24 protein-coding genes are annotated in these 25,284 nt (G+C 54.3%); 9 read left to right on the top strand and 15 right to left on the bottom strand.

Annotation, left to right across the window (positions count from 1 at the left end):
- The 6 genes from BST81_RS08605 to BST81_RS08630 form a co-directional block, all read right to left on the bottom strand.
- A complete protein-coding gene (locus tag BST81_RS08605) occupies nt 1–1,149 on the bottom strand; it encodes a glycosyltransferase family 4 protein (protein WP_075598143.1) in 1,149 nt (382 codons plus the stop codon).
- The gene (locus BST81_RS08610; protein WP_143780279.1) at nt 1,149–2,042 is read right to left on the bottom strand and encodes a hypothetical protein; all 894 of its coding nucleotides are present in this window, start codon (nt 2,040–2,042) and stop codon (nt 1,149–1,151) included. Before BST81_RS08610 ends, BST81_RS08605 begins: the two co-directional genes overlap by 1 nt.
- A gap of 4 nt (nt 2,043–2,046) precedes the next feature.
- Entirely contained in the window at nt 2,047–3,096 is a 1,050-nt protein-coding gene (locus tag BST81_RS08615) for a glycosyltransferase family 2 protein (protein WP_075598145.1), read from the bottom strand.
- Between the two features lie 78 nt (nt 3,097–3,174).
- Nucleotides 3,175–4,041: a glycosyltransferase family 2 protein gene (locus BST81_RS08620; protein ID WP_075598146.1), complete on the bottom strand. Its 867-nt coding sequence runs from the start codon at nt 4,039–4,041 to the stop codon at nt 3,175–3,177.
- The gene (locus BST81_RS08625) at nt 4,038–4,967 is read right to left on the bottom strand and encodes a glycosyltransferase family 2 protein (protein ID WP_075598147.1); all 930 of its coding nucleotides are present in this window, start codon (nt 4,965–4,967) and stop codon (nt 4,038–4,040) included. The genes BST81_RS08620 and BST81_RS08625 overlap by 4 nt, the downstream gene beginning before the upstream one ends.
- A 6-nt stretch (nt 4,968–4,973) precedes the next feature.
- Nucleotides 4,974–6,071, bottom strand: a complete 1,098-nt coding sequence (locus BST81_RS08630; RefSeq protein ID WP_075598148.1) for a glycosyltransferase family 2 protein — start codon at nt 6,069–6,071, stop codon at nt 4,974–4,976.
- A gap of 104 nt (nt 6,072–6,175) precedes the next feature.
- On the opposite strand from BST81_RS08630, the gene BST81_RS08635 reads away from it, so the two are divergent.
- Complete coding sequence (locus tag BST81_RS08635; protein WP_083636740.1) at nt 6,176–6,997, top strand: glycosyltransferase family 2 protein; 822 nt, start codon at nt 6,176–6,178, stop codon at nt 6,995–6,997.
- Here BST81_RS08635 and BST81_RS08640 read toward each other — a convergent pair.
- Both BST81_RS08640 and BST81_RS08645 read right to left on the bottom strand, forming a co-directional pair.
- The gene (locus BST81_RS08640) at nt 6,894–7,571 is read right to left on the bottom strand and encodes a hypothetical protein (protein ID WP_075598149.1); all 678 of its coding nucleotides are present in this window, start codon (nt 7,569–7,571) and stop codon (nt 6,894–6,896) included. The genes BST81_RS08635 and BST81_RS08640 overlap by 104 nt on opposite strands.
- 18 nt (nt 7,572–7,589) lie before the next feature.
- On the bottom strand, nt 7,590–7,955 hold the full coding sequence (locus BST81_RS08645) for a single-stranded DNA-binding protein (RefSeq protein WP_075598150.1): 366 nt from the start codon (nt 7,953–7,955) through the stop codon (nt 7,590–7,592).
- Nucleotides 7,956–8,425: 470 nt separating this feature from the next.
- Between BST81_RS08645 and BST81_RS08650 the strand changes: the two genes are divergently transcribed.
- Genes BST81_RS08650 through mreD form a run of 3 tightly spaced genes read left to right on the top strand, consistent with a single transcriptional unit; the run spans nt 8,426 to nt 10,751 of the window.
- Nucleotides 8,426–9,433 (top strand): rod shape-determining protein, encoded by a 1,008-nt coding sequence (locus BST81_RS08650; RefSeq protein WP_075598151.1) that lies wholly within the window; start codon nt 8,426–8,428, stop codon nt 9,431–9,433.
- A gap of 11 nt (nt 9,434–9,444) precedes the next feature.
- Nucleotides 9,445–10,209, top strand: coding sequence for a rod shape-determining protein MreC (mreC, locus tag BST81_RS08655; protein ID WP_075598152.1), 765 nt, complete (start codon nt 9,445–9,447; stop codon nt 10,207–10,209).
- The gene (gene mreD / locus BST81_RS08660; RefSeq protein ID WP_075598153.1) at nt 10,206–10,751 is read left to right on the top strand and encodes a rod shape-determining protein MreD; all 546 of its coding nucleotides are present in this window, start codon (nt 10,206–10,208) and stop codon (nt 10,749–10,751) included. Before mreC ends, mreD begins: the two co-directional genes overlap by 4 nt.
- On the opposite strand, the gene pheA is transcribed toward mreD, so the two are convergent.
- Nucleotides 10,748–11,587 carry a prephenate dehydratase gene (gene pheA, locus BST81_RS08665; protein ID WP_075598154.1) on the bottom strand — a complete coding sequence of 280 codons (840 nt, stop codon included), beginning with the start codon at nt 11,585–11,587 and terminating at the stop codon, nt 10,748–10,750. The genes mreD and pheA overlap by 4 nt on opposite strands.
- Before the next feature lie 210 nt (nt 11,588–11,797).
- Here pheA and BST81_RS08670 point away from each other — a divergent pair, with 210 nt between their 5' ends.
- The gene (locus BST81_RS08670) at nt 11,798–12,388 is read left to right on the top strand and encodes a DUF1997 domain-containing protein (protein ID WP_253188170.1); all 591 of its coding nucleotides are present in this window, start codon (nt 11,798–11,800) and stop codon (nt 12,386–12,388) included.
- 96 nt (nt 12,389–12,484) lie between these two features.
- On the opposite strand, the gene BST81_RS08675 is transcribed toward BST81_RS08670, so the two are convergent.
- The 3 genes from BST81_RS08675 to BST81_RS08685 form a co-directional block, all read right to left on the bottom strand.
- The gene (locus BST81_RS08675) at nt 12,485–13,123 is read right to left on the bottom strand and encodes a ribonuclease HII (RefSeq protein WP_075598156.1); all 639 of its coding nucleotides are present in this window, start codon (nt 13,121–13,123) and stop codon (nt 12,485–12,487) included.
- Between the two features lie 5 nt (nt 13,124–13,128).
- Nucleotides 13,129–15,318: an Rne/Rng family ribonuclease gene (locus BST81_RS08680; protein ID WP_075598157.1), complete on the bottom strand. Its 2,190-nt coding sequence runs from the start codon at nt 15,316–15,318 to the stop codon at nt 13,129–13,131.
- 727 nt (nt 15,319–16,045) lie between these two features.
- Nucleotides 16,046–18,712 carry a TIGR03960 family B12-binding radical SAM protein gene (locus tag BST81_RS08685; RefSeq protein ID WP_075598158.1) on the bottom strand — a complete coding sequence of 889 codons (2,667 nt, stop codon included), beginning with the start codon at nt 18,710–18,712 and terminating at the stop codon, nt 16,046–16,048.
- 99 nt (nt 18,713–18,811) lie between these two features.
- On the opposite strand from BST81_RS08685, the gene BST81_RS08690 reads away from it, so the two are divergent.
- Nucleotides 18,812–21,568 (top strand): tetratricopeptide repeat protein, encoded by a 2,757-nt coding sequence (locus tag BST81_RS08690; protein ID WP_075598159.1) that lies wholly within the window; start codon nt 18,812–18,814, stop codon nt 21,566–21,568.
- A 1-nt stretch (nt 21,569) separates the two neighbouring features.
- Here BST81_RS08690 and BST81_RS08695 read toward each other — a convergent pair whose 3' ends face one another.
- Nucleotides 21,570–21,878, bottom strand: coding sequence for an STAS domain-containing protein (locus BST81_RS08695; protein ID WP_075598160.1), 309 nt, complete (start codon nt 21,876–21,878; stop codon nt 21,570–21,572).
- Between the two features lie 705 nt (nt 21,879–22,583).
- On the opposite strand from BST81_RS08695, the gene BST81_RS08700 reads away from it, so the two are divergent.
- Nucleotides 22,584–22,790, top strand: coding sequence for a hypothetical protein (locus BST81_RS08700; RefSeq protein ID WP_075598161.1), 207 nt, complete (start codon nt 22,584–22,586; stop codon nt 22,788–22,790).
- Here the strand turns inward: BST81_RS08700 and BST81_RS08705 are convergent.
- Complete coding sequence (locus tag BST81_RS08705) at nt 22,787–23,203, bottom strand: hypothetical protein (protein ID WP_075598162.1); 417 nt, start codon at nt 23,201–23,203, stop codon at nt 22,787–22,789. The genes BST81_RS08700 and BST81_RS08705 overlap by 4 nt on opposite strands.
- 116 nt (nt 23,204–23,319) lie before the next feature.
- Here BST81_RS08705 and clpS point away from each other — a divergent pair, with 116 nt between their 5' ends.
- Nucleotides 23,320–23,601: an ATP-dependent Clp protease adapter ClpS gene (clpS, locus tag BST81_RS08710; RefSeq protein WP_143780280.1), complete on the top strand. Its 282-nt coding sequence runs from the start codon at nt 23,320–23,322 to the stop codon at nt 23,599–23,601.
- Complete coding sequence (locus BST81_RS08715; RefSeq protein WP_075598164.1) at nt 23,601–24,440, top strand: type II CAAX endopeptidase family protein; 840 nt, start codon at nt 23,601–23,603, stop codon at nt 24,438–24,440. The genes clpS and BST81_RS08715 overlap by 1 nt, the downstream gene beginning before the upstream one ends.
- On the opposite strand, the gene BST81_RS08720 is transcribed toward BST81_RS08715, so the two are convergent.
- Nucleotides 24,437–25,237 carry a DUF3153 domain-containing protein gene (locus BST81_RS08720; protein WP_083636742.1) on the bottom strand — a complete coding sequence of 267 codons (801 nt, stop codon included), beginning with the start codon at nt 25,235–25,237 and terminating at the stop codon, nt 24,437–24,439. The genes BST81_RS08715 and BST81_RS08720 overlap by 4 nt on opposite strands.
- Between the last annotated feature and the right edge of the window lie 47 nt (nt 25,238–25,284).

The raw sequence follows: 25,284 nt of genomic DNA on the forward strand, positions 1-25,284 counted from the left end.
TCAACGGGGTAGGGGGGAAAGGGGAACCTGTCGTTTCTGCCAGAACGCCTGGTAGAGCTGACTGGTTTGCTGGGCAATCTCCGGCCAGCAGAATTGGCGCGATCGCTGGCGGGCCAACCGTCGGGCGGTGGTCAGTTCCTGGGGATGGTGGAGTAAATGAATCACCTTGGCGGCCAGGGCGGTGGTTTCCCCTGGAGGCACCAGATATTCCGGCGGCAGCATCATCGGGGGTCCCGGAGCGTCATAGGCAATCACGGGAATGGCTGCGGCCAACATTTCCAGCACTCCAAACCCGAAGCTTTCCAGATAGGAGGGGAAAATCCCTACCGCACAGCCCGTCAGGAGTTGGGGCAGGTCGGCAGCAGCATAGGTCGGAACGACTTCGATCTGGGGCCGGAGGCGCTGGGGAAAGTGGGCCAGCACCCGATCGGCACTGCGGGCTGTTCCCAACAGGCGAAACCGCACTGCGGGAACCTGGGCGGCAATGGCGGCCACGATCGCTGGAAAGTCTGCAGCTCCCTTGCGATCATCGAAGGTGCCGACAAAAGCCACCACAGGCTCAGCCGGGGGTAGCTCTGGGATGGCATCAAACTGGGGGCGACTGCTCTGGCTCATGCCATAGGGAATCACGACAATTTTCTCGGCTGGAATGCCCTGCCGGATCAGTTCGGCCCGATCGTCCTGATTGGCCACATTCACCAGATCGGCCTCGGCTACCGTGCGGGGAGCCCGTTCCAGGGTCAGGCGGCGCTGCCGATCGTCGCGCCCCAGGGTGAGCCAGGAGCGCAGCCGGGATTTCCAGCTCCGGGCCGAGGGAATTTTAATCCGATCAAAATGGTGGGCCAGTAACACGGCCCGGGTCACAAACAGGGTCTGGGAGGGGAAGTCCGATCGGGGAAAGGGCAGAAACCCATGGTCGTATTCCACCACGTCATAGTCGGCGGCATGCTGCTGGAGATAGTCTCGCAGGAGCAGGTGATAGTTCCAGAAGACCTGGATCGCGTCGTACCGATCGGAGACGAAATCCAGAGGACAGAGAATGTCACAATGCCAGCCCAGAGGTTCCATTTCCTCCGCCAGTTCCAGCAAAATTTTGGGGGCACCTAACTCCCTGGTTTTCGGCGTGGCAATGCAAAACAGAATCTTCATCACGCATCCCGCCAGAATAAATGTTTGCCTCCGGCATAGTGGCGGATCAGTGCTTTGACCGAGCTGGTCAGGCGAAAATCATCCACCAGAGTTGTGGCCAGGGTGGCTTCGTCGAACCAGCGTCCTTCCACTTGCCAGAAAACATGGGCCATCAGGGTTTGTTCAAAATAAAAGCTGTCTTTCTCCAGGCAGGGGCGGAGACTTTCCAGTTTCTCTGGGAACAGGATGCGGGGCAAAATTCCCTGGGGGCAGTAGGCCAGCCCGATGTTCATGGGGTCTTCCTCCAGTAAGCGCCGATCGTGCAGGGCCTCGATGATGGATAAATCGTAGGATTGTTGATAATCCCGTCCAGCCAACATGGTGGTGTGACCCGTTTGCAGGAGAGCTTCCAGCACGGCCAAAAAATTTCCAAACCAGAGGATATCGGCATCCAGCAACAGTACGTCCGATCGATGGTTGGCCGCCAGATAGGCGGTGAATTTTTTTGCGAATCCGCCCCAGCGCCGCTGGGACCAGTCCGTGATGAAGGGATGATAATTGGCAGGGAGGGCGTCCAGCAACATCTGCCAGTGAAATAGCTGCACCTCCGGGGGGGCTCCAGCGAAACGGATTTGGAGTTCCTGGTAGGCTGCGTCTGAATCCCCAACTAGCCAGAGGGAAGGCCGCCGCTGGACCCGCGCCATCATGGAGGCGAGGTTATAGGCTAGTAAGGGCACATCGGAGACGCGAGTGGTGATTACCCCGATCGGCAGCGTAGCGTCAAACGGTTGCCAGCCAATGGTGGGCAAATGTCCGGCCTTGATCTGGCGCAGCACATTACAGTACCCATGGAAAAGCCGATATTTCAGACTCTGCCGGATGCGATCGGTCCACTGCATAACACCTTTGACCATAGCCTTAATCCTGGACCCTCCTGGAGAACAACCTGCTTTTCAGACCCTTGACATCGTCGAGAAAGTCTTGGCCCAAAAAAGAGAGCCCATACTTCACGAGCAGATCCAGATCAGCCAACTCTGGTCCAACAGCCTGTAGCTTTTGACGCACTCCATGACGGAATAAATCCAAGCGCAATTTGCCAAAATTATCCAGGCAGAGGCTTCTCATACAGGCCACAGCTTTTCTGTGGGTTGCCCTGGAGAGTTGAGGTTGTCGGTAGATAAAGGCATAAAGTCGCATTAGCTCATCGGATGCGACCCGAAAGGCCGTTGCCCCCTTGGTTTCTGCGTGATACCGAAAGTAGCCCGCAATCCGGGGACCAAACACAAATCGATACCCTAACAGATTTAACCGCACCAAAAATTCATGGTCCATGACATGGTGCAGCCGATCGTCGAGGAAGTGGCCGTCTGCAAAAACTTTCTGGCGAAAGAACATGGCCTGGTTACAGACATTCAAAAAAGGGAGGGAGTCGGCGATCGTAAACTCAGACACCGGATAGGGCCGCAAAAAGATACCCTGGGCATCAATACAGGTGGTGGGACCGTACAACACATCTGCTTCTGGGTAGGAGAGGGCCAGTTCTGCTGCCTGCCGGAAGGTGCCATGGTGGTAATAATCATCGGAATTTTGCCACCCCACCAAGTCTCCCGTAGCCATGCAAAATCCCCGGTTGATGGCTGCAGCCTGCCCACCATCAGGCTCACTCACCCAAAAAGTCAGGTAGGGGGCATACTTTTGAATAATTTCTGGGGATTGATCGGTGCTTCCCCCATCCAGAATGATGTATTCAATCCGGGGATAACCCTGTAGCAAGACTGAACGGATGGTGGCTTCGAGGAACTGATCCTGATTAAAGCTGGGTGTGACAATGCTAATCAGAGGCCACTCTTGACCGTTGGGCATGTACTGGGGCAGGGGCGGAGCTTGTTTGGTCCAGGGCCATCCTACTTTGCCGGGGGGCGGGGTTGGGAGGTCTTTCAGTTGTAACGGACTCAGCAGCAGGGACATAACAGGGCAACCTGGCAACGATCGGGATTCTGAGTGGTATCTTGCCCCATGCCGATCGATTTTGCCAAGAGACGCGGTTTAAATCCCATAGGTTATCCCAGTTTGCCAGCGGGCTTGCTCCAGGTTATAGGTAACCTGTCGGAGGGAGTCTCCCAGATAAGGTCGCCAGCGGCTGGCCATTCGGCACAGTTGCGATCGCCAGCGGATCTGATTGGGGCTCCAGCGGGGCTCCTGATACTCAGCCAGAATCTGGGCAAATTCCGCCTGATGGCTCTGGAGAGCGGTGGCGGTTTTGGTATCGGGATGGGTGCGATAGCCTGCCAAGGGGATGGGGACAGTGTACAGGTCTGCCACCTGCCAGAATCTGGCCCAGAGGTCGAAATCCACCATGGTCAGCCCATTTCGCAGAGATCCTCCAACTGCTTCCCACAGCGATCGCCGCCAGAAGGTAGACTCCTGCTGGATCACCATCTGAAACACAGGGGAGCCCATGGCATAGCGCCCAGAGTAGAAGAGCTTCCGACCATAGCCATCGATCGCCAGGGTCATCCAGGGGGATCCGGTGGGGGTCCACAGGAGGAGTCGCCCGGTGGTGAGCCATTGCACTTCGGGACAATCCTGAAAGATGCGGCTCACGACCTCAAACGTCCAGGGGAGATATTTGTCATCCGAGTTCAACCAGCCCATAATCTCACTGCTGGTGCGGGCAAAGCCCTGGTTAATGGCATCGGCCTGGCCTTGATCAGGCTGACTCAACCAGCCGGTCAACTGCTTCTCGTAGCGCTGCAGGATGGCCACACTGCCATCGGTGGAGCCCCCATCCATGACCCAGTACTCCAGGTGGGGATACTGCTGCTCCAACACCGATCGCAGGGCTGCTTCCAGGTAGGGAGCATAGTTGTAGTTGGGGGTGACGATCGCAAACGTCAGTGGGAAGTCACTCATATCAACATGTTGAACGCAATGCCGATCGGGTCACTTTCCTTGAACCGCCGTCTTTTCCGCTTGAAGTAGAGCCAGGGATACAGAAGATAACGCAGGGTGTAGAAGTAAAATTCGGCGTAGAATTTGCCCAGCTCAATCCGGCACCGTCCCAGGGATTTGAGTTTCTCGCCGATCGGGGAGAAGTCGGCCTTGACCATTTCCTCCAGCACTTCCCGATAGGTGATAATCCAATCCTCACTGGCATGGGTTTCCACCACCCGCATGACTTCCAGCGATCGGGCCATGCCCCCGGTGCCGGTCTTGTGGCTGCTGTGAATGCGGTACAGGGAGAGGTAATCGGGCAGGGGGATAAAGGTTCCCAGGCGGGAAGCCCGGATGAACCAGTCCCAATCCAGGGCATAGTGATAGGTTTCGTTCAGTTCACCGGTTAGCTTCCAGAGTGGGCGGGTCCAGAAGCAACTGGGCTGGATGATGTAATCGTGGTAAGTCAGCCGCTCTGGGTCGAAGGCTTCCGGCAACTTGGCATAGCAGAGTTCGGCCCCTTCCTTGAAGTGAATGCAGCCCCCATAAACCAATCGGGGGGCCTGAATGCTTCCCAAAGCGTGGACGACTTTGGTCAGGGTGCCAGGCAGGTACATATCATCTGAGTTTAACCAGGCCAGAATCTCGCCGGTGGCTCGCCGGAACCCCTGGTTGATGGCGTGGGCCTGTCCTTTGTCCGGCTCCGACACCCAATAGGCCAGAGCAGAGTTGTATTTTTTGAGAATGGTCACCGTTGCGTCGGTACTGCCCCCATCCATAACGATCAGCTCCAGATTGGGGTAGTTCTGGCCCAGAACGGAGGTGATGGTCTGTTCAATGTACTGTCCCTGGTTGTAGGACGGAATCACGATCGAAATTTTGGGGAGGGACTCAGGGTCAGACATGGGCTTCTAATTCAAAAAATTGGACATCGATCGCTTCAGGGTTTTGAGTAGTGGGAGTTTCTGGCCCACCTGATACTTCCATTGGTGATAAAAGTGTTGCCGGACCATCTGGCGCACTTGCTGTTCACGGGTGTTGTGCTGCTGGAGTACCTGTTGAATTTTAGGATGGGAAAACCGCAATTGCCACCAGGGATACCGGGGAGGAAACCAGAGTTCGAATTCAGGAACGGTCAGGCGTAATTGGGGAGGATGGAACAGAACCCACTGAAGAAACAGAGCGGTGTGCAACAGTTCTCGCTGGGGACGGGGGAGTTGACTCTGGGCCAGAAAGTGACCAAAAGCAGACTGGTAACAGTGGAACAGGATTTGTTGGCGGCCCGATCGGACCAGGGACATGCTGAATCCGGGTTCCTCTCCCACGGCTTCGGCAAAGTGGACCACGGGCTGGGGCACCCGGAAAATCTGAGGGTAGCGATCGCAGGTTTTCCAGTAGAGGATGCTATCTACCCCAATCCCATAGCGGTTACAGTCGCAGTCGATCCGATGGGTGAGGCTGAGGGTAAAGGCCTGCAGAATATCGGCCCGTCGAAACAGGGCTGCACCGGGGCTGAGCGGCACCGTATAGTGCAGATAATCGACGGCAAATTCCAGCAGAAACTCAAAGGCTGGGGTCTGGCCTGGAGGGATGCGATCGTACTGGAGACGGGGGGGCTCGTCTGCCAGATGCTGGATCACTGGGGAGTAGGTAAAGCCCAGGGTTGGATTCTGTTGTAAGGGGTGCAGGAGCTGCTCCACCGCGTCCGGTTCCAGCCAGTCATCGGAAAAGAGCATTTTGAAGTACTCTCCCTGACTCTGCTCAATGCAGCGCCACCAGTTGGGCACAGGCCCCAGGTTCTGCTCATTTTGCAGTCCCTTGACTCGATCGTCCTGCCCCATGTACTCCTGCACAACTGCGTAGGTGCCATCGGTGCTGCAATTGTCCACCACAATGACTTCCAGATTGGGATAGGTTTGGGCCAGGGCACTCTCGATCGCCCGCCGCACCAGATGAGCCCGATTATAAACGGGTATCCCAATACTGACCTTGGGGAAAACTGCTGTCATGCTTACTTCACTCCTCTACCACAGCAGTTATAGCGTGGGTGTCAGGTCTGACGCACACAATGGGAAGAATGGGTTAAGGCGTTGGATTTTGAATTGTGCATGCTATGAAACTCTCCGTCGTCATCCCTTGCTTTAATGAACTGGCCACCATCACAGCCGTGGTCCAGGCTGTGAAAAATTCTCCGGTGAGCAATACAGAAATTATTTTGGTGGACGACTGTTCAACCGATGGTACAAGGGAGCTGATTCGATCGCACCTGGAAGCGGAAGTGGACCAGGTGATCTACCACCCTAAAAACTGGGGCAAAGGGGCAGCACTACGGAGTGGGTTTGCAGTGGCCACCGGTGAGATCGTCATCGTTCAGGATGCCGACCTGGAATACGATCCCCAGGAATATCCCCGGATGATTGGACCGATTCTGGAGAACCGGGCAGATGTCGTTTACGGATCACGGTTTGTCGGGAGCCAACCCCACCGGGTGGTCTATTACTGGCACATGGTGGGCAACCAATTTTTAACAACGCTCTCCAATATGCTGACGAATATCAACCTGACCGATATGGAGACCTGCTACAAGGCTTTTCGGCGTGAGGTGATTCAGGCGATCAAAATTGAAGAAAAGCGATTTGGCTTTGAACCGGAAATTACGGCTAAGGTGGCAAAAATGGGCTGCCGGATCTACGAAGTTGGGATTTCCTATTACGGTCGTACCTATAAGGAAGGCAAGAAAATTAACTGGAAAGACGGGGTCAGGGCCATTTTTTGTATTTTGAAATACAACCTGTTTGGGCAGCAAAAGCAGATGGAACTGGTTTATCCCACTACCAGTGGAGCACCAGAGGCAAGGCGGGCTGACAATCGACTCTCTGCTTCTGTTTCCCCCCATCAAAGGTCACGTCTGCGCGATACCCCTCTCCTGGAATGAACCGGGCCAGGCCAGCGTCCGCCAGGGTCTGAATGAGGGGACAGGAAAGGCTTTGTGTAGGTAAGGTCAGGGCGATGTCTGTGATTTCCTGCACCCTGATCCCATGCACCAGGGGTTGTTGCCGTTCCAGGGGATAGTGATCCGGTCTTTTTCCGCCCGGGAAGTGGAACACCAGCGGCACACCAGGCTGGATGGAGTCTACAGCGACCTCAATCTGGAGGGGCGGGGGTAAATAGGGGGGACGATAGGCCCAGGTGGTGAAAGGGAGGGAAGGATAGGGATCGGCCTGCTGGGTCGATCGCAGCCCCAGACCAAAAGGAGCATGGCCGGACTGACGATACTGCGATCGTTCCCACAATTGCAAGGGGGCAGCAGGTGGGCGACAGGCTGCTTGCTTGTCTTGAACCCAAAGAAATTCAAGGTAGGCGTTGTAGCCAAAAAAGCGGCGACAGGCGCTACCTTGTCCGGGATGGCTATTGCTTTGTCCTTCGGTCAGACCAATCTGCACCAACCGATCGGCCTCTGGCGCTCCGATGGCGGTGCAGATGAACAGATGATCGAACTCTAGAGTCATCTCAACCAGCAGAATCCCTTAAAATTCCTCATCACTGTAACCGCCAGCATGGGCGGATTCAGCATCCCGCTTGGAACCCAGCAACTCCAGGCGATCAACCCGAATTACTGGTTTACTGCGACTGGCCCCAGTGCTGCGGTCTTGCCAGGTTTCAAATTTAAGTATGCCCGTGACCCCAATTTGAGTACCCTTACGAACATACTCCGCAGCCACTTCCGCCTGTTTCCCCCATAGCTCCAGGTTGAACCAGTCAGGCTGGTCACTGTTACTGGTGAAACGCTTGACCGCCAGAGTCAGATTGCAAACGACACTGCCCGACTCGAAGTACTTTACGTCAGGATCGCCGCCGACCCGACCAACCAAATTCACAATGTTGAGAGACATAAGCCTTAGTACAAGAGTACTTATTAATCACTACTGTAACAAATTTCGAGGTTTGAAGGTGAAAAATCAAGGGTTAATGTCTCAAATTCATTCAGTCAAATGGACGTTGCATGGTGTTTTTCCAGTGCCGACCGGAGGGCAACTGCGGCATGGGACTTGCTAACTCCTAAAAGCCCTGCTTATTAGTTAATAGTGTTAGGATGAGGCTCCTGGGAGTAGGTCGAGGATGATAACACATGGGTAGACTTAGGCAAAAAAACGTAATAAAATTCACATCGTTACAATGTGGTCACGTGGAATGTGGTTACATGGAATGGGATGGCCTTTGAGGTCATGGCATCGTGACTGAGGTTTAATATTCTCCTCGAATATTAAATAATGTGACCATTGTATTGTGGCCAGGCGTAGCAAAGTTTCGTTCTAGGGGCGTTTCAGTGGGTCTTTTTAATCGCTTTTCTCTGTCTCGTGATATGGGTATCGACCTCGGTACCGCTAACACGCTTGTTTATGTATCGGGTCGAGGGATCGTCTTGCAGGAGCCATCCGTGGTCGCAATGGATCAGGATGAAAAGGTCCCTCTGGCGGTGGGAGAAGATGCGAAAAAAATGCTAGGCCGAACTCCTGGTAATGTTGTGGCCCTTCGTCCGTTGCGAGATGGGGTGATCGCTGATTTTGATACGGCAGAGTTGATGCTGAAGCATTTCATTCGGCGCGTCCATGAAGGCCGAACCCTGGTATCCCCCCGGATCGTGATTGGGATTCCCAGTGGGGTGACGGGTGTGGAGCGTCGGGCCGTGATGGAAGCGGCCTCTCAGGCTGGAGCCAGAGATGTGTATCTGATTGATGAGCCTGTAGCTGCTGCGATCGGAGCCGGGCTGCCCGTGGCTGAGCCGACCGGTAACATGATCATCGACATCGGCGGTGGGACGACAGAAGTTGCCGTCCTAAGTTTGCAGGGTACGGTGTTAAGTGAGTCCGTTCGGGTGGCCGGAGATGAACTGAGTGAAGCCATCACCCAGTACATGAAGAAAGTTCATAACCTGGTCATCGGGGAACGGACCTCTGAGGAAATCAAGATTCAAATTGGCTCAGCCTATCCCACGCAAGATACGGATGAAGCGACCATGGAGGTCAGAGGTCTGCATCTCCTATCCGGGTTGCCCCGAACGGTCACCATTAAAGGCCCGGAAATTCGCGAAAGTATGTCCGAACCCCTCTCTGTTATTATCGAAGCGGTGAAGCGGACTCTGGAACGCACACCTCCCGAGCTGGCAGCTGATATCATTGATCGGGGCATCATGTTAGCGGGTGGGGGAGCCCTACTCCGTGGTTTGGATACCCTCATCAGTCACGAGACTGGCATTGTGGTGCATGTAGCCGCCGACCCACTCAGTTGTGTGGTGCTCGGAACCGGTCGGGTTCTGGAAAACTTTAAGCAGTTGGAGCGCGTCTTCAGTGGGCGCTCTCGACATATGTAACTCTTATCGACATGTATACCATACGTCGCTGGTGGGATCGCTATGGGTTGCAGGCCTTGCTGGTTACCCTTGCTTTGGGTGCAGCTTGGTCAATTCGACAAACTCAGGGCAGCCTGATTTTTGAAGCCTATCGATGGACGGCTCGGCCCTTTCAAGCCAGTCCAATTCAAGAAGATAGATTGGTCAGTTCTCGGGTTAGAGAACTTCAGGATCGACTTCGGGAGCTGGAAGGTCAAAACCAGAAGCTGCGAGAATTGGTTGGCTATGTCAAAGCCAATCAGCAGGCTGGGGTAGTTGCTCCAGTGGTTGGCCGCAGTGCTGACCATTGGTGGCAACAGATTACTCTAGGTCGGGGGAGTAAAGATGGCGTCAAAGTTGGGGACATTGTGAGTGGGACAGGGGGGCTGGTGGGCCAGGTGATTAACGTGACCCCTCACACCAGTCGTGTACTCCTGATTAGTGATCCAACCAGTCAGGTAGGCGTTACGGTCAGTCGGACCCGCTACACCGGGTACATGCGGGGGCAATCAGAAACTCAGGCCACGATCGAGTTCTTTGATAAAGTCCCTGATGTCCGGGTGGGTGATGCCGTTTCAACCTCTGCTTTCAGTCAGCTCTTTCCACCAGGGTTGCCGATTGGGCGGATTGTTGCCGTGAACCTGAGTAAGAGTCCTGCGCCAGAAGCGACCGTTGAATTTTCTGCTCCGATCAGTTACGTGGAGTGGGTTGTTATTTATCCAAATCCCAAGGCATCTTCTGGAGCGCCTCAGCCTTGAATACCCCTGTCCGTCGCCAGCCTAACCTTGATATCCTCAAAGCATGGACGGTTACCCTTGCTTCGGCATTTTTATGTCTCTTGATCCTGCCGGTACGCCTTCCAGGGATGGAGCTGGCTGGTATTGGTCCTAACTGGTTGTTGGTCTGGGTTGTAGCCTGGAGCGTTAAACGGCCTGTGCTGCAGGGAGCCCTAGCCGGGCTGGCTTTAGGCTTGATTCAGGATGGGATGACAGCTACCGATCCAACCCATGCCCTGAGTCTGGTGGTGGTGGGTGTTCTGACGGCTCGTCTGCGGAAGCAACGCTACATTCAGGAAGACTTTATTTCAGTGGCGCTGATTGTTTTCGGTATGGCGGTGCTGGCCGAGACCATCCTGGCGTTGCAATTTGCGATTCAAGGCGATCGTACCCTATCAGAAATCTGGACACACCATCAACGGATTGCCCTTTCTTCAGCCATTCTCAGCAGTCTTTGGGCTCCAGTGATTTACTTTCCCCTGAATCGCTGGTGGGAAGAGATGAAATTGACGAACCAGCCTTAGATGGGGATGACGGAATAGCTGCCAAAGATCTTCAGCGTCTCGGTGTAGGCTTCTAGCTCTTTCAGGGCAGATTGCACAGCAGGCTGACGAGTATCTGCCTCCAGATCAACGAAAAATAAATAGTCCCCCAGGGATCGCTTCGAGGGACGGGATTCGATCCGACTCAAATTAATGTCTCGCTGGGCAAAAATCTGTAAGGGTTTAACCAGCGCCCCTGGACTATCATGCACAATGAAGGCCAGAGAGGTGTGGTCGCCTCCGGGTGAGGGTTCCAGGCTGAGAAGCCAGAAGCGGGTACAGTTATCGGGGTAGTCGCTGATGGCCTGAGCCAGAATGGGTACCTGGTAGAGTTGGGCTGCTCGTTCTGAAGCGATCGCCGCGATCGTGGTGTCTTCCACCAGATGGGTCAGGGCTTCTGTGGTCGAGTTGGCCGGAACGAGCTGGGCTGCGGGTAGAGTTTGTCGGAGCCAGTGCTGGCACTGGGCCAGAGCCTGGGGATGGGAATAAACCACCCGGATGTCCGCTAACTGGGTCGCCCGCGACAGCAGGGTATTGGAAATGGTCAGGACCAGGGCGGCCTGAATCCGTAACTGGTCGAGCTGCCAGAGGGTGTCCAGGGTGACGGTCACACTGCCCTCGATCGAGTTCTCCACCGGGACAACGGCCAATTGGGTCTCACCCTGGGCCACGGCCTGCAAGGTTTGCGCAATCGTGGCATAGGGATGTAAAAGAGCGGATTGGCCCGTTTTTTGCTGTAACCAGGTAGCGCAGTTTAGGGCCGCTGTTTCGGCATTGGTGCCGGAAGGTCCGAGGTGAGCAATGGAGACGCTGGCCATGATGAATAATCCTCGTTTGACTCTATAATCTGGAAATTATCGTTTTTTACAACTTTTCTAATTTCTTCAACTGAAAACATACGGATCTTGAAGTGTTGCCCCTCAGGAAGGGTCTAAATTTTCCCTATTTTCTGGCAATTTACACCTCAAGTATTAGATGAGTTGTGAATTTGTTTCTTAAAATAAGTTAATAAGGATTTACACAACCCCGTGCTGCCGACTATGCTTACCCGGTTCACCTCTTCCCAGACTGTTGATATTGCTGTTGCAGAACAACCCGTCCCGATTCAACATTACCTCCGACAACCGCAGCGATTGGTGAATGCGCTGGTTGACCCGAGTCGGATTGAACTATTGGGCAACGATCGGTACCGGCTGAAGTTACGTCCACTTTCTTTCCTGGCCTTCAATCTGCAGCCGACTGTGGACCTTCAGGTCTGGACCGAATCGCAAGGAACGGTCCATTTGAGATCCGTGAGCTGCGAAATTCGTGGTATCGAGTATATCAATCAACGGTTTAACCTGAATCTCGTCGGTAAACTGCAGCCCCATTTGGTGAATGGTGCGGTTCATCTGCTAGGAAGGGCTGATCTGGAGGTTCAAGTAGAATTGCCACCCACCTTATGGTTAACGCCTAGGCCGTTGCTGGAGGCGGCGGGCAATAGCCTGCTGAAGAGTGTTTTGCTGACCATTAAGCAGCGGCTCATGCACCAATTGGTGTCGGACTACTATCGCTGGGTGGCCTCTACATCAGCAGATGCGGCTGTTTTTCCAGGAGCGTCTGCCCTGCCTGCCCGATAATAAATCGATCCCCTGGCAGGTGAGGGACAAGGAGGTGTAGAGGATTTCTGCATGGGGATTGTACCTCCTTACCCAGCCGAATCGACATGAAATTTTCTATAGAGCCCGTTCTCGGGCGGCATGGCAGGGTGAAAAAGACAACCGATGGTATGGTGTAGGACCATACCGCGCTAGGGCAGCCCGATGTTTGGCGGTGCCATAGCCTTTGTTGGCCGCTAGATCATAGCCTGGATAGCGATCGGCGAGGCGAATGATCAATTGGTCGCGCCAGACCTTGGCGATAATGCTGGCTGCCGCAATTGCCAGACAACGACTGTCTCCCCTGACGAGAGGCTGCTGGGGGAGATCCAGGTCGGGAATTAATTGATTACCATCGATTAAGCAAAGTTCAGGTTGGGGGGTCAAACGGCGAATAGCTCGCTTCATGGCGAGTAAAGAGGCACCCAGAATATTGAGTCGATCGATCTCTCGCACGGAAGCCGTGCCGATGCGGCAACTTAAGGCCATTGCTTGAATCTGAGTGGCAAGAAATTGCCGCTCAGTAGCCGAGATCTGCTTGCTGTCGGTGACACCTAGGGCGATCAGATGGGGCTCAGCCAGAGGAGGCAAAATGACTGCAGCGGCTACGACTGGCCCAAACAGGCAACCTCGACCCACTTCATCAACACCCGCGATTCGTTCCGGGATGTGGGCATCACGGAATTCCTCCAGCAAGCTGAGCTGAGTGGATTGCAAGGGGGCTACCTGCTGCTGTCTACCGCCGAAGAGCGCCGCCGCCGCCGCCGATTTTCGGGTTCACTGACACTGGTCTTGGTCAGTTCTTCCGCTGGGTCTGGATCTACCAAGGAGTCTGTCGTTTCATCCTCGTTGCTCTGAGCAATGGCTGGTGGCAGATCGGAGATCTCTACTGGCAGGGGGACCTCCACAAAGGCCAACCCATCCTCTGGCTCAGATTCAGGCTCGGTGGGCTGTAACCGACCATCTTCTAACCCTGGGGGCAAATCGAGGGGACGCTCACCGGGTAAAACGACAGAAATCATGGCTGTGCGAGGGTCTTTCACGCCCTGTGGAACCAGAACCAGCGGCGAAATCCCCATCAGGGAGTAAAGCTCCTGTTCTTCTGGAGTCATCTCGACGACGACCAGTTCTGGTGCTGCAGGGGCGGGCCGTCCCTCCCGTCTCCCAGATTTACCTCGTTCTGATTTTTGGGCCCAACCTTGACGCAGGGCAACCGGAGCGGCTTCCTCTATGGGTGCTGCGCTATCGACCTCGATCGCTGGCGCTTCTGGTCTGGGCGTGATGCCTCTGTTAGAACCATTGACCACCCGGGAACCATTCGTGTCTGCCCGCTCTGGACGGTCCGATCGTTCTTCCAAACCAGCTTCTGCCGGGCGGTTGCGCCTGCCCCCGCTGGATTCTCGTCGGTCATGGCCTTGCGGCTTGACATTATCGTTCCGGCGGCGACGACGACGGTGACTTCCCCCCCGCTCTTGCGGGATAGCGTAACCCGGAAGTTCTGTCTCAGAACCATCCTCTGAATCCTCATCCTGGCCATCCCAGGGGGTGTCATTGACAAAACCGGTATCCAGTAAGTCTCCAGTTTCTTGAGCGGAGAACAGGTCAGCGGTGGCATTGCTGCGGCTGCGAGGTCTGTAACCGGAGGAATCTAGCCGGATCAGGTCTTCTGCTTCGGCCTCTCCAGGGAGATGAACCAGGTGCCCCAAACCGCCGCAGGTGGGGCAGGCCCGACCAAAAAGTTCGTAGATGTTCTGGCCCTGGCGTTTACGGGTCAGCTCGACCAGACCCAGTTCCGATAGTTGGGCAATTTGGGGCCTGGCTTTGTCTGCCTTCAGGGCCCGGTTGAAATGCTCCAGCACCTGCAACTGGTCACGACGGGCATCCATGTCAATGAAGTCTACGATAATGACACCTGCCATGTTTCTCAGGCGGAGTTGGCGGGCGATTTCAGTGGCGGCCTCGCAGTTTGTCCAGAGAACGGTTTCGCGCGCTGTGGCCGATCGGGTAAAGGAGCCAGAGTTCACGTCGATCACAGTCAGGGCTTCCGTCGGTTGGATGATAATGTAGCCACCTGAAGGCAGATCAACCCTGGGCTTGAGGGCTTCACGAATGGCAGCATTGACTCGGAAATATTCCAAGATTGGGATGCGATCTCGGTGATGATCGACCAATAATCCCTGGGGGGCTTTGCCACTGCTCCAGGAAGCCAGATGTTGCTTCACCCGTTTCAAGCCAGTGTGAGAGTCCACTACAATCCGGTTCACTTCAGCACTATAAACATCCCGCAAAACCCGCTGGATAAAATCATCATCCCGATTTAAGAGGGCGGGAGGGCGGGAGGTGGTAGCTTCCTGCTGAACTGTTTCCCACTGCTTTTGCAGGGTTTCCAGGTCTTCGATGATGGCTTCTTCCGGAACCCCTTCTGCTTCTGTACGAACAATCATGCCCATACCCGCAGGCTTAATCAGGATGGCCAGTGCCCGCAGCCGGTTGCGCTCATTCTCATTGCGAATGTGTCGGGAAAGGTTTACCCCTTTGCCATAGGGCATCAGGACCAGGTACCGCCCAGGCAGGGTAATTTTACCCGTCAACCGGGGGCCTTTATTACCTGTAGGCTCCTTCATGATCTGCACCAGCACCTTTTGTTGGGGGGTGAGCAGTTCAGTGATAGAACCTGCCGATCGTTTCAGGCGAATAGGACCGAGGTCGGTCACATGAATAAACCCGTTCCGTTCTGAGTCTCCGATGTTAACGAAGGCGGCATCGATACCTGGTAAAACATTTTCTACGATACCCAGATAAATGTCGCTAATCTGATGAGTCCCGGTGGCGACAATCAGCTCCTGGATCTGGTCTTCGGAGAAAACAGCAGCAATTCGATGCTGCTCTGCGATGATAATTTGCTTTGGCATTCAGTTTCCTCAATGGTTGTAGCGAAAGTCACAGGTCCACAGGTGCCTCTCGCCAAAATAAACTCCCTAACGACATGAACCCATTTTCAGCTAGGGCTATGAAAAAATGACGACGCTCAGAACAGGCTGGAACATCGTAATGGCTGCACTGAAATAAGTAATTGGGATAGATGACTGAGTCAATGACTGGCAATCAAAAATAACAGCGACTGGCGAAAGACCACTGGTGAATTGCTTCGAAGCTCAACCCATGAGTCGAGGCGCTTCACTGGAAATTGCAAGCCTTTAGGGCCAAAGAACCTGGAAAAAGGACTCTGGAGAACCCAAAAAGGCAAGTTTTTCACCGGGTTAACTCAGGAGTAGCCTGAAGAACCTGAGATTGCCCTGACAGCTTACACGGGTTGCTTGCACTGGCACTCGTGGGTAGGATTTTGGTACTCAACCCATAGCCGCATACTAAAGTTCACAATAAAGAACTTAATGCAGAGCTATGTGGAGAAATCGGGAGCAAATCTTTCCGGGGCCTAAACATGCCCAGGCTTGATTTTTAAGACGGTGCATACACTGTACTTATTCATCGTACTTAGTCACCGTACTCGGCTATCGTACGTACTAATCGTACACATATTAATTGTATGCGCATTAATTGTACGCAACAGAGCACCAATGCCCAGAAGCCTCTGACTTCCTTCCTGCGTAGCTATGGATGGATTCTAGCACACCTTTTTTAATCCGTTGCTTTTTCATTGCAAAACAACAGTCGGCAGCGGTGGGTGTGAACCAGTTGAAAGTCTTGGTGAGCAACCTGTTCCAACATATGGATCACCTGTTCGGGGCGGAGCAGGGTGCCATCATTCCGGCAACTCCCGATGTAGCGGATTATGACGGGAAGTGGCAGTCCATCCGGGTTAGAGGGTCTGTCCTTGGGAAGGAGAAGCCCGATCTCCGCCAGCCGATCGCGCAAGTTAACCGGATAGGTGTGGCCAGATTTAGTCTTCTGTTCCCACTCAAAAGTATCAGCGGCTTCAATTGCGGCGACCCAGGTTTGCCATTGGGCGTCAGAAAAGGTAGCCCCGGTTTCAGATTGGACGGTGATCTGGTATTCAGCCTGGGTCAGAAGCTGAGTCGTGGAGGGGCTTTCTGGGGCCACGGCCATAACGGCATAGAGGGGTAAGTCTACTGGGAGTTGGGCGGCCAGTTGTTGCCGAAATTCCTCTGGATCCAGGGATTGGGTTAGTTCAAAATCCACGACCTCGCCTGAACTGGTGGTGCCCAGGGGCAGGGCATTGGCGATCGCAATCCGAGGACTGGGGTGGAAGCCCCCGCTAAAGGAGATGGGCAGGTGCGCCCGTCGAAGAGCCCGATCGAAGAGCCGCAGCAGATCCAGATGGCTGACCAGAGCCAGATCGCCCTGCTTACCAAACCAGACCCGCAGACGCTGAACCCGCTGTGAGCTGGGGGTAAATTCCCCGGCAAAAGCAGGAATGGGTGGGGGATCGATGACAATGTTGTGGCCAAAATCGGGACCGCAGACGCCGCAGTGGGAGCAGCCATCAAAGGAGCAGTCGGGGACGATCGCAGCCTCCAAGGCCCGGTGTAAATCAGCCTGCAACCACGCTTTGGTGATGCCCGTATCCAGATGGTCCCAGGGGAGGGGGGCCTCTAAAGCATCCTGGTAGTGGGTGGAGGTCTGGTCAGCCCCCTGGAAGGCATTCCACTCCCCCCGTTCTACTTGCCGGTATTTCCAGCCCAGCCCTGATTCAGCGATCGCCTGGGTCCAGGCTGCAAAAGCTCGCTCCAGGCTTTCCCACCAGGCATCCATCCCAGCCCCCAGTTCCCAAGCGCGCTGGACCACCGCTGCCAGACGACGATCTCCCCTGCCAACAAAATCCTCCATGGCCGAGATCCGCACATCGGTGAAATTGGCTTTGACTCCTTTGATGCGGCGCAGTTCCGTTTTCAGCACCGCTTGTTTGCGCTCAAACTCGCTGGTGGAGACCGAGTGCCACTGAAATGGGGTATGGGGTTTGGGAGTGAAGTTAGAAATCGTGATATTGAAGTTCAACTTTTTATTGCTGCGCCCCCGACATTCCTGCTGCAACCAGGCCACGGTTTCAGCGATGCCTACAACATCTGCATCTGTCTCTCCCGGCAATCCGATCATGAAGTAGAGTTTGATTTTGTCCCAGCCCTGCTCATAGGCCGTGCGGACACCCCGCAACAGTTCCTCATTCGTTAGCCCTTTATTCACGATGTCGCGCATCCGTTGTGTTCCTGCTTCGGGGGCAAAGGTGATGCCGATTTGTCGGGCTCCTCCCAGGATATGGGCAATGTTTTCATCGAAGCGATCGACCCGCTGGCTGGGGAGGGACAGGGAGATATTGTCCTCCTGCAGGCGATTCTTGATCTCCAGGCCCACGGATGGGAGGGCCAGATAATCCGAGCAACTGAGGGATAGGAGGGAAAATTCATTGTGCCCGGTCTGACGCATGCCCGCTTCAATCGCTGTGATCACCTGCTCTGGCTCCACGTCCCGGGCTGGTCGAGTTAGCATGCCGGGTTGGCAGAACCGGCAGCCCCGGGTGCAGCCCCGGCGGATTTCGATCGTCAACCGATCGTGCACCGTCTGGACATAGGGCACCAGACCAATGGAGTAGGCTGGGATAGGAGTGGCCACTCGGCGCAGAATCCGTGGGGGCACATCTGGACGGTTGGGCTCCACCGACCCATCGGGGCGCATCTCGTAGAACTGGGGCACATACACCCCCGGCACCTGGGCCAGATCCAGCAGCAGATCTTTCCGGCTGAGGCCAGCCGCCTTGCCCTGCTCAAGCACAAGACCGATTTCCGGCAGTAATTCTTCTCCATCTCCCAGGGCCACGAAATCAAAGAAGTCGGCGTAGGGTTCTGGATTCGAGGTCGCAGTCTGCCCGCCTGCAAAAATCAGGGGAAAGCTACCCTGTTGCACGTCCCAGATTCCGGCTGCGTTACGGGCTTTCCAGGTGAGGGGAATACCCGCCAGATCCAACATCTCCAGGATGTTGGTGGCTCCCAGTTCATAGCTGAGGCTGAATCCTAAAATGTCAAAGCTTAGAAGTGGCCGACGGGATTCCACCGCAAACAGGGGGGTCTGGGTGGCCCGCAGTTTGGCAGCCAGGTCCGGGGCTGGGAGATAGGCCCGATCGCATAACTGCCGGGGTTGGGTATTAATAATGTTGTAGAGAATGATGTGCCCCAGGTTAGAGGCTCCGACTTCATAAACCTCTGGGTAAGTCAGGGACCATCTGACCCCTGCATTTTCCCAGGGTTTGTGCACAGCCCCCCGCTCATTGCCCAGATAGCGGGCTGGACGAGAAATATCGGGGGTCAATAGGGTCTCGACTGCAACTGCCATAGAATAAGCTTGATTTCCGGTATGCCTGTTCATCCTGCTCTCAATGTTAACTGAGAAGACTCTATGCCTCATCCTTTCAACTTTTGAACGCTAAACACCGTGGACTATCAGAACTTTCTCGATCGACTGCCTCAGCTTTATGAAGATTGGCAACAGTCTTCAGTCCGCCCGAAATCTCCCGCCTTTCGGGCGATCCTGGAAGACGTGAGTGCCATGACGACCCCCAATGTGATGCAGCTCTTGAATCATGCGGTCAGTTGTCTGGAGCCGGGGGAGGTTTATTGTGAAGTGGGCACTTACCAGGGTTCGACCCTGATTGGGGCGCTGCTCAATCACCCGGATGCCATGGCCTATGCGATCGATAACTTTTCTGAATTTGATCCCACCGGGGAGAATGAGGAAAAACTCCTGGGCAATCTGGCCCGGTACGGGCTGCAGGAGCAGGTGCTGTTCTGTAATCAGGAATTTGAAGCGTTCTTTCTCGAGCTGGGCCAACTGGGGACAGAAGACCGAATTGGCGTGTATCTGTATGACGGAGCCCATGATTACCGCTCCCAGATCATGGGGTTGCTGGCGGTGCGCCCTTTCCTGGCCGATCGAGCCCTGATCGTGATCGATGACAGCAACTGGAAAACGATTCAACAGGCGATCTGGGACTTTATTGCGGTTAGTCCAGCCTGCCAGTTTTTGCTGGAGTTGCCGACCCCCGTGCCCCGTGATCCCACCTTCTGGAATGGACTCTATCTGCTGAGCTGGGATGTGAACCGCCCCCATGACTATGATTGGTCTACCTTCAGCCAGGTCCGCCACCGATCGGTGATTCAGGCTATTTACGAATTGCAAGTGCTGGAACAACGGGCAGAGGCCCAGCAGGATCTCTATACCGAGGCCAGGGATCTTCATAGCCAGCAGCAGTATGACCTGGCGGAGCAAAAATATCGACAATTCTTGTTGTGGAACCAGGAGCATGCGGAAGCCTGGCTGAATCTGGGGTTGCTCTACTGTGACCGAGCCGAGTTTGTGGATGCCATGAAAGCACTCGTCAAAGCTCTGGAACTGGATCCTGAGCAGGCGATCGCCCACTATGCCCTGGGGCGTACCCTGGAGGCAATGGGGCATCCGGAGCGGGCCATTCTGGCTTTTGAAACGGCGATCGGTCTGGCTCCCAATTTGATCGATGCGCTGGTACGATTGGCCCGGCTTTTGTTTCAACAACAACGACTGGAGCAGGCCAAGGAGATCTATCAGCGCCTGCGGGCTCTGCAGGTGAAAGATGGGGAGCTTTATCTCAACCTGGGTGAATGTCTGCGAGCCTGTGGTCAACCGGATGGAGCGATCGCCCTGTTGCAGGAAGGCGTCGCCCATTACCCCACGGAAGGGGGGTTGCACTTTGCTCTGGTGATGCTGCTGCGTCAATATGGGTATGCTCAGGCCGCGATCGAGGCTGCAACTGCTGCTTCTCTGGCTCTGCCAGAGGACTACACCTTTGATCTGCTGAAATATCTGCTCCTGCCTCTGACCTATGACAGGGTAGAGGAGATTGAGGACTATCGGCAACGCTTTACGATCGGGCTGCAGCGACTGGTGGCGCAGACCGATTTGACGACCCTGGACCGACGACAGAGTGCCCTGGCTGGGATTGGACGCTATACCAATTTTTATCTGACCTATCAGAACCAGAATGATCTGGTGCTGCAATGCCAGTATGGGGACCTGGTGCATCGAATTATGGCGGCCAACTATCCGGATTGGGTGCAGCCGTTGCCAATGCCATCTCTGGCAACTGGGGAAAAGATTCGGGTGGGCTATGCCTCCGCCTATCTGCATTCTTACAGCGGCACCCTTTGGCTGACGGGTTGGCTCCGCTACGCCGATCGACAGAATTTTGAAATCTATTGCTACTACACGGGTAATCAACCGGATCCGGTGACGGAACAGTTCCGGCAGAATAGTGATGTCTTCCACCACATTCCCCACAATTTAGAAGCGGTTTGTGGCCAGATTCTGGCCGATCGCTTGCATGTGCTGGTGTTTCCAGAAATTGGGATGGATCCCCAGACCCTGCAGATGGCGGCTCTGCGATTGGCTCCCATGGTTTGCACGGCTTGGGGCCACCCCATGACCTCTGGGTTGCCCACAGTAGACTACTATCTGTCTGGAGATCTGATGGAACCGGAGCAGGGCGAAACCCATTACCGGGAGACGCTGATCCGCCTGCCCCACATTGGGGTTTCCTATCCCAGACCGGCCATTCCAGAATTGACTAAGGATCGCTCTGACTTGCAATTGCGAGAGGATGGGGTGGTTTATCTGTGCTGTCAGGCTCCCTTTAAGTATCTACCCCAGCATGACTACCTGCTGATTGAAATCGCGCAGCGAGTGCCCCAAGCCCAGTTCGTCTTCCTGCGGGTGGGTCTGATTCAGGGACGGTTGGAACGGGCCTTTGCCGCAGCCAATCTGAATTGTGCGGACTTCTGCTTGTTTCTCCCCAGTTTGCCCCGAAACGATTATTTGATGCTGAACTTGTTGTCTGATGTCTACCTGGACAGCATTGGTTTCTCGGGAGGGAACACAACGCTCGATGCGATCGCCTGCGCTCTGCCAGTGGTCACCCTGCCAGATGCGTTCATGCGGGGGCATCTGTCTGCAGCCATGCTGCGCCGACTGGGCCTGACTGAGACAATCGCAGGCAATGAGCAGGAATATATAGATCTGGCCGTAACTTTAGGGTTGGATTCAACATGGCGAGGACAGATCCGCCAGCAGATGGAGATGCGGAGCCCATCCTTATACCACGATCGAGACTGTGTGCTTGCCCTGGAATCATTCTGGCGACAGGTTGTCCAGGGTGGTTAAATCAGGCAACGGCGATCTCGAAAACCCGATCTAACTGGGTCAGTTCAAAAATGATGCGAATGGAAGCGGACACGGCACGGAGGCTAAAACATTTGTCCAGACGCTGGGCCAAGCTCAGAACGGCTACCAGGACCATCAGGCCAGCACTGTCCAGGGATTCAACATGGCTCATATCTACCACTAACCCATCGCACCAGGGAGCTGTCATCAGTTCTGTGAGTTGATTTTGCAATTGACTTGCATTTGAAGCGTTCAAGTGGCCACAGGCCAGAAAAACTTCAGTCCCGGGTTTCGTTAAGGTGGTCTGCATAGCTCAAAGTCCAGGATGGGTTGATGTAACTGGGAAATTACTTATAGACCCAACGATAAGCTTCGGCTCAGAAAACATCCACAGTATCTGGGGGTGCTTCGTGGAATCTTCACGGACGGATGAACTTCGTTTAAGTTTTGGAGAACAACTGGAATCAAACGACAGGATTTGTATCCGGGATGACCGCAGGGAAAAGAATTGGCCCTAATTCAGAAGCATGAGAATGAACTGTGAAACTGGAATCCTCAGGCAGTCGTGATTGAGATCCGTTGCAACTCAGAGACTGTTTGAACCAGATCTGCTAGTTAAAGCTGTGACACCATGGTTGGACTTCACTTGCGTGGAGTTACTGATGGGCGGGCAGGGGCTCACTTCGAAGGCCAAAATTTGAATTTGTGATTCCGATCGATGCATTCTGTGCCGACATGGGATAGAACACGTCTAATCCAGGCAATGACCACTTATTTTGAAGGGTTAGAACTTGCTTTGACCGCATTTAGGTGATATTTTTCTGGTGTTCCCTGAGAAGCTGTATTGTAAGCCCAACAAACGTTAGAAATGTTTAGGGACTTCCGGTGCAGGTCTGAGAGGAAAGGCTTGAAATCGCTAGAATTGTTTAGAAAAGCCACAAAAATTAGTAATTAGCAACTTTAAACCTGAATCAGGTTTCGTCCATGTCTTACTACCCCATGGAAGTGGTGAACCATGAAAGGCCCCCAAGGAATTCAAGAGAGTATTCGGCACCTGGTCGAAAAAGCTCTTTATATGGGACAGTTAACGCCTGATATTGAAAATGCGATTAATCATGAGTTAACCCGATTAGGTTACGTGTCCGATGTTGATTATGAAGCGTTGGAACTGTTGATGTCGGAGATGGATGAAGGACGTGTGCGGCTAGTTCCCAGTGTTTAATGGGTGATCGGGTGATCGAGATCCACTTGAAACGCTCCCGGGTGGGTTTCCCAAATGTCGCGCACGAACTGGTTCAAGCTACTTTGAGCCGTTCTGGTGGCCTCGGGGGATGCTTCTCCTGGAAAGGGCTGGGCCAGGAGTGTCACGACTTCTGAGTCTAGGGCGGGTCGAAACAGGCTGGCTGGCATTAAAAGATCTGAAGTTTGCCGCAGATCATAGAGGGTAACCAGGTCGAGAGAACCGTCTACCGGGGTCGGAGCCAGGGGATTTCCATCCAGAGTAGTAACCATCCAGAGCGGTCTGACCCAGAATGTTTGGCGTTCAGGAATCATCTGAATGACCTCTGCATAAAGACGGGTATGGGCAGATTCCAGGCAGACAACCTGATAGGTTTGGAGCGGGTCGTTACTCATAAGTCCAAAGGATATCCCTTTAGAATAGTGCCATAATATTAAGAAACCTGAAGCCCCGATAATCGCCACTTTGAGCTCTGGGCTTTGGATTGAGGGATAAGGAGGAAGATATCTCTGTGTCTGTGGAAACTCTGAGTAAGCCTTCAACTACGCGCAAACTGGCCCCCCGTTATCGTGTTTTGCTCCATAACGATGATTTCAACACGATGGAGTATGTGGTTCAGACTTTAATCCAGACTGTGCCAAGCCTGACTCAACCTCAAGCGGTTGACATTATGATGGAGGCTCATACCAATGGTCTGGCATTAGTCATTACCTGTGCTCAGGAGCATGCAGAATTTTACAGTGAAACCCTGAATCTTCATGGCCTGACCAGCACGATCGAGCCTGATGAGTAATGGCATTTCCCTTGCTATCCCGTAGCCCTGCACCGATTCGGATGCTTGCGTTTCTCCTGGTGCTGCTGGCTATCTGGTTGCCCGTGGCTGCCCCCATTTATCTACTCCTCAACCATGATCCAAATCTGGTCAGCATTCTGACGATGGTGCTGCTATATGGAGAATTCATCTGGTTGCTGCGGGTTTGGGGGCGCAGCCTGTATGGTCAACCTCGGATGCTGCAGACCTGTGGCCTGATCATCTCGCTCCAGAATGGCTTGGGAATGATGCAGGGGCTGGCGATCGGTCTCTTCAGTCTGTTTGGTCTCTTTATTCTGGAAGGTTGGTTGGGCTGGTTACGCTGGCAGATTGGGCCAGCACCAATTTCCATACTGGCCCTGGAGGGATTGGCTGTGGCCCTTGGCGTTGGCTTTGCGGAGGAATTATTCTTTCGAGGCTGGATTCTACAGGAATTAGAACGGGATTACAAACCTACTGTTGCTCTCTGGGTTAACGCCCTCTTCTTCGCGTTTTTGCATTTCATCAAACCCATTCCGGAAATTTTGCGAACCTGGCCTCAATTCGCCGGGTTATGCTTGCTGGGGCTGATCCTGGTCTGGGCCAAAAGACGCCGACACTGGGGACAATCCAACCAGCCAACAGGGGGCTGGTTGGGGTTGCCGATCGGGCTGCATGCCGGTTTGGTCTGGGGCTATTACCTAATTAATGTGGGCCAGTTGGCAACCTACTCCGGTCAGGTGCCGACTTGGGTTACTGGGGTAGACAATAATCCTCTGGCTGGTGTCATGGGATTGGTCTTCCTCGGGGGGATTGCCCTACTGGTGAGATCGGGGATTTAATTGGTTTGGGGAAGGGGTTGGAGGCGAGATTTCACATAGATGCCCCCAGCCACCATTAAGACAATGATCAGGGTGCCAATGCCCAGGGGATCGGGGAGCCAGAACACTGCTTCCAAGCGATTTTCCTGGCCTGGTTTCAAGGTCCAGATCAGTTGCGGGCCAGAGGAACGGCCGATCGGAGCCAGGGTCTGGGCTAAACTGCGAGCCCCCCAGGGGGTGTTCAGGCTAAAATCCAGTTTCAGGAGAGGTCGATCGCTATCCGTCAGGCTGTTGGTCGCGAGGGAGGCCAGGGGACGTAGATCGATGTCGTAGATCAGATGGTGGCGCTGCACCAGCAAAAAGTTGCTTTGGGCCAATTTGAGCTGGGCCTTCAGGGGCTCGGTGGTGGATAAATTGCTGGCAAGGAAATCATTGCGGATGGCGGTGTCCAGGAAGCGATTGAATTTTCGCTCCAAATCTGCGCCATTGAAGAAGGGGATGGTCAAAGTCAGGTCTCCATTCTGCTGGCGTCTGGTTATGCCCTGCAGTTGGCGGGCCTGTTGTTCCAGATTGCCCAGCCATTGCTGCACAGCCTTCTGGTTCAAGGTGGTCAGTTGTTCATCCAGGTGAACTTGTTGTACCAGTTCACCAGAAGTGGGGCTATGGAAGGTAATTCCGGTGTCGTAGCGAACGCAGCCAGAGAGACAGAGGAGGGCCAGCAGAATTACCCAGAGCAAACGGAGGCGCACGATCACCCGGAGAAAGATACGGCCCAGCTTTTCGGAAAGAGGGACCCGGTTGGGGAAATACCCATGCATCGGCTTCACTTCACTGCCTCGCCTGAAACATGCAGTTGATTTTATCC

It is taken from the genome of Leptolyngbya sp. 'hensonii' (assembly GCF_001939115.1).
Classification (GTDB): Bacteria; Cyanobacteriota; Cyanobacteriia.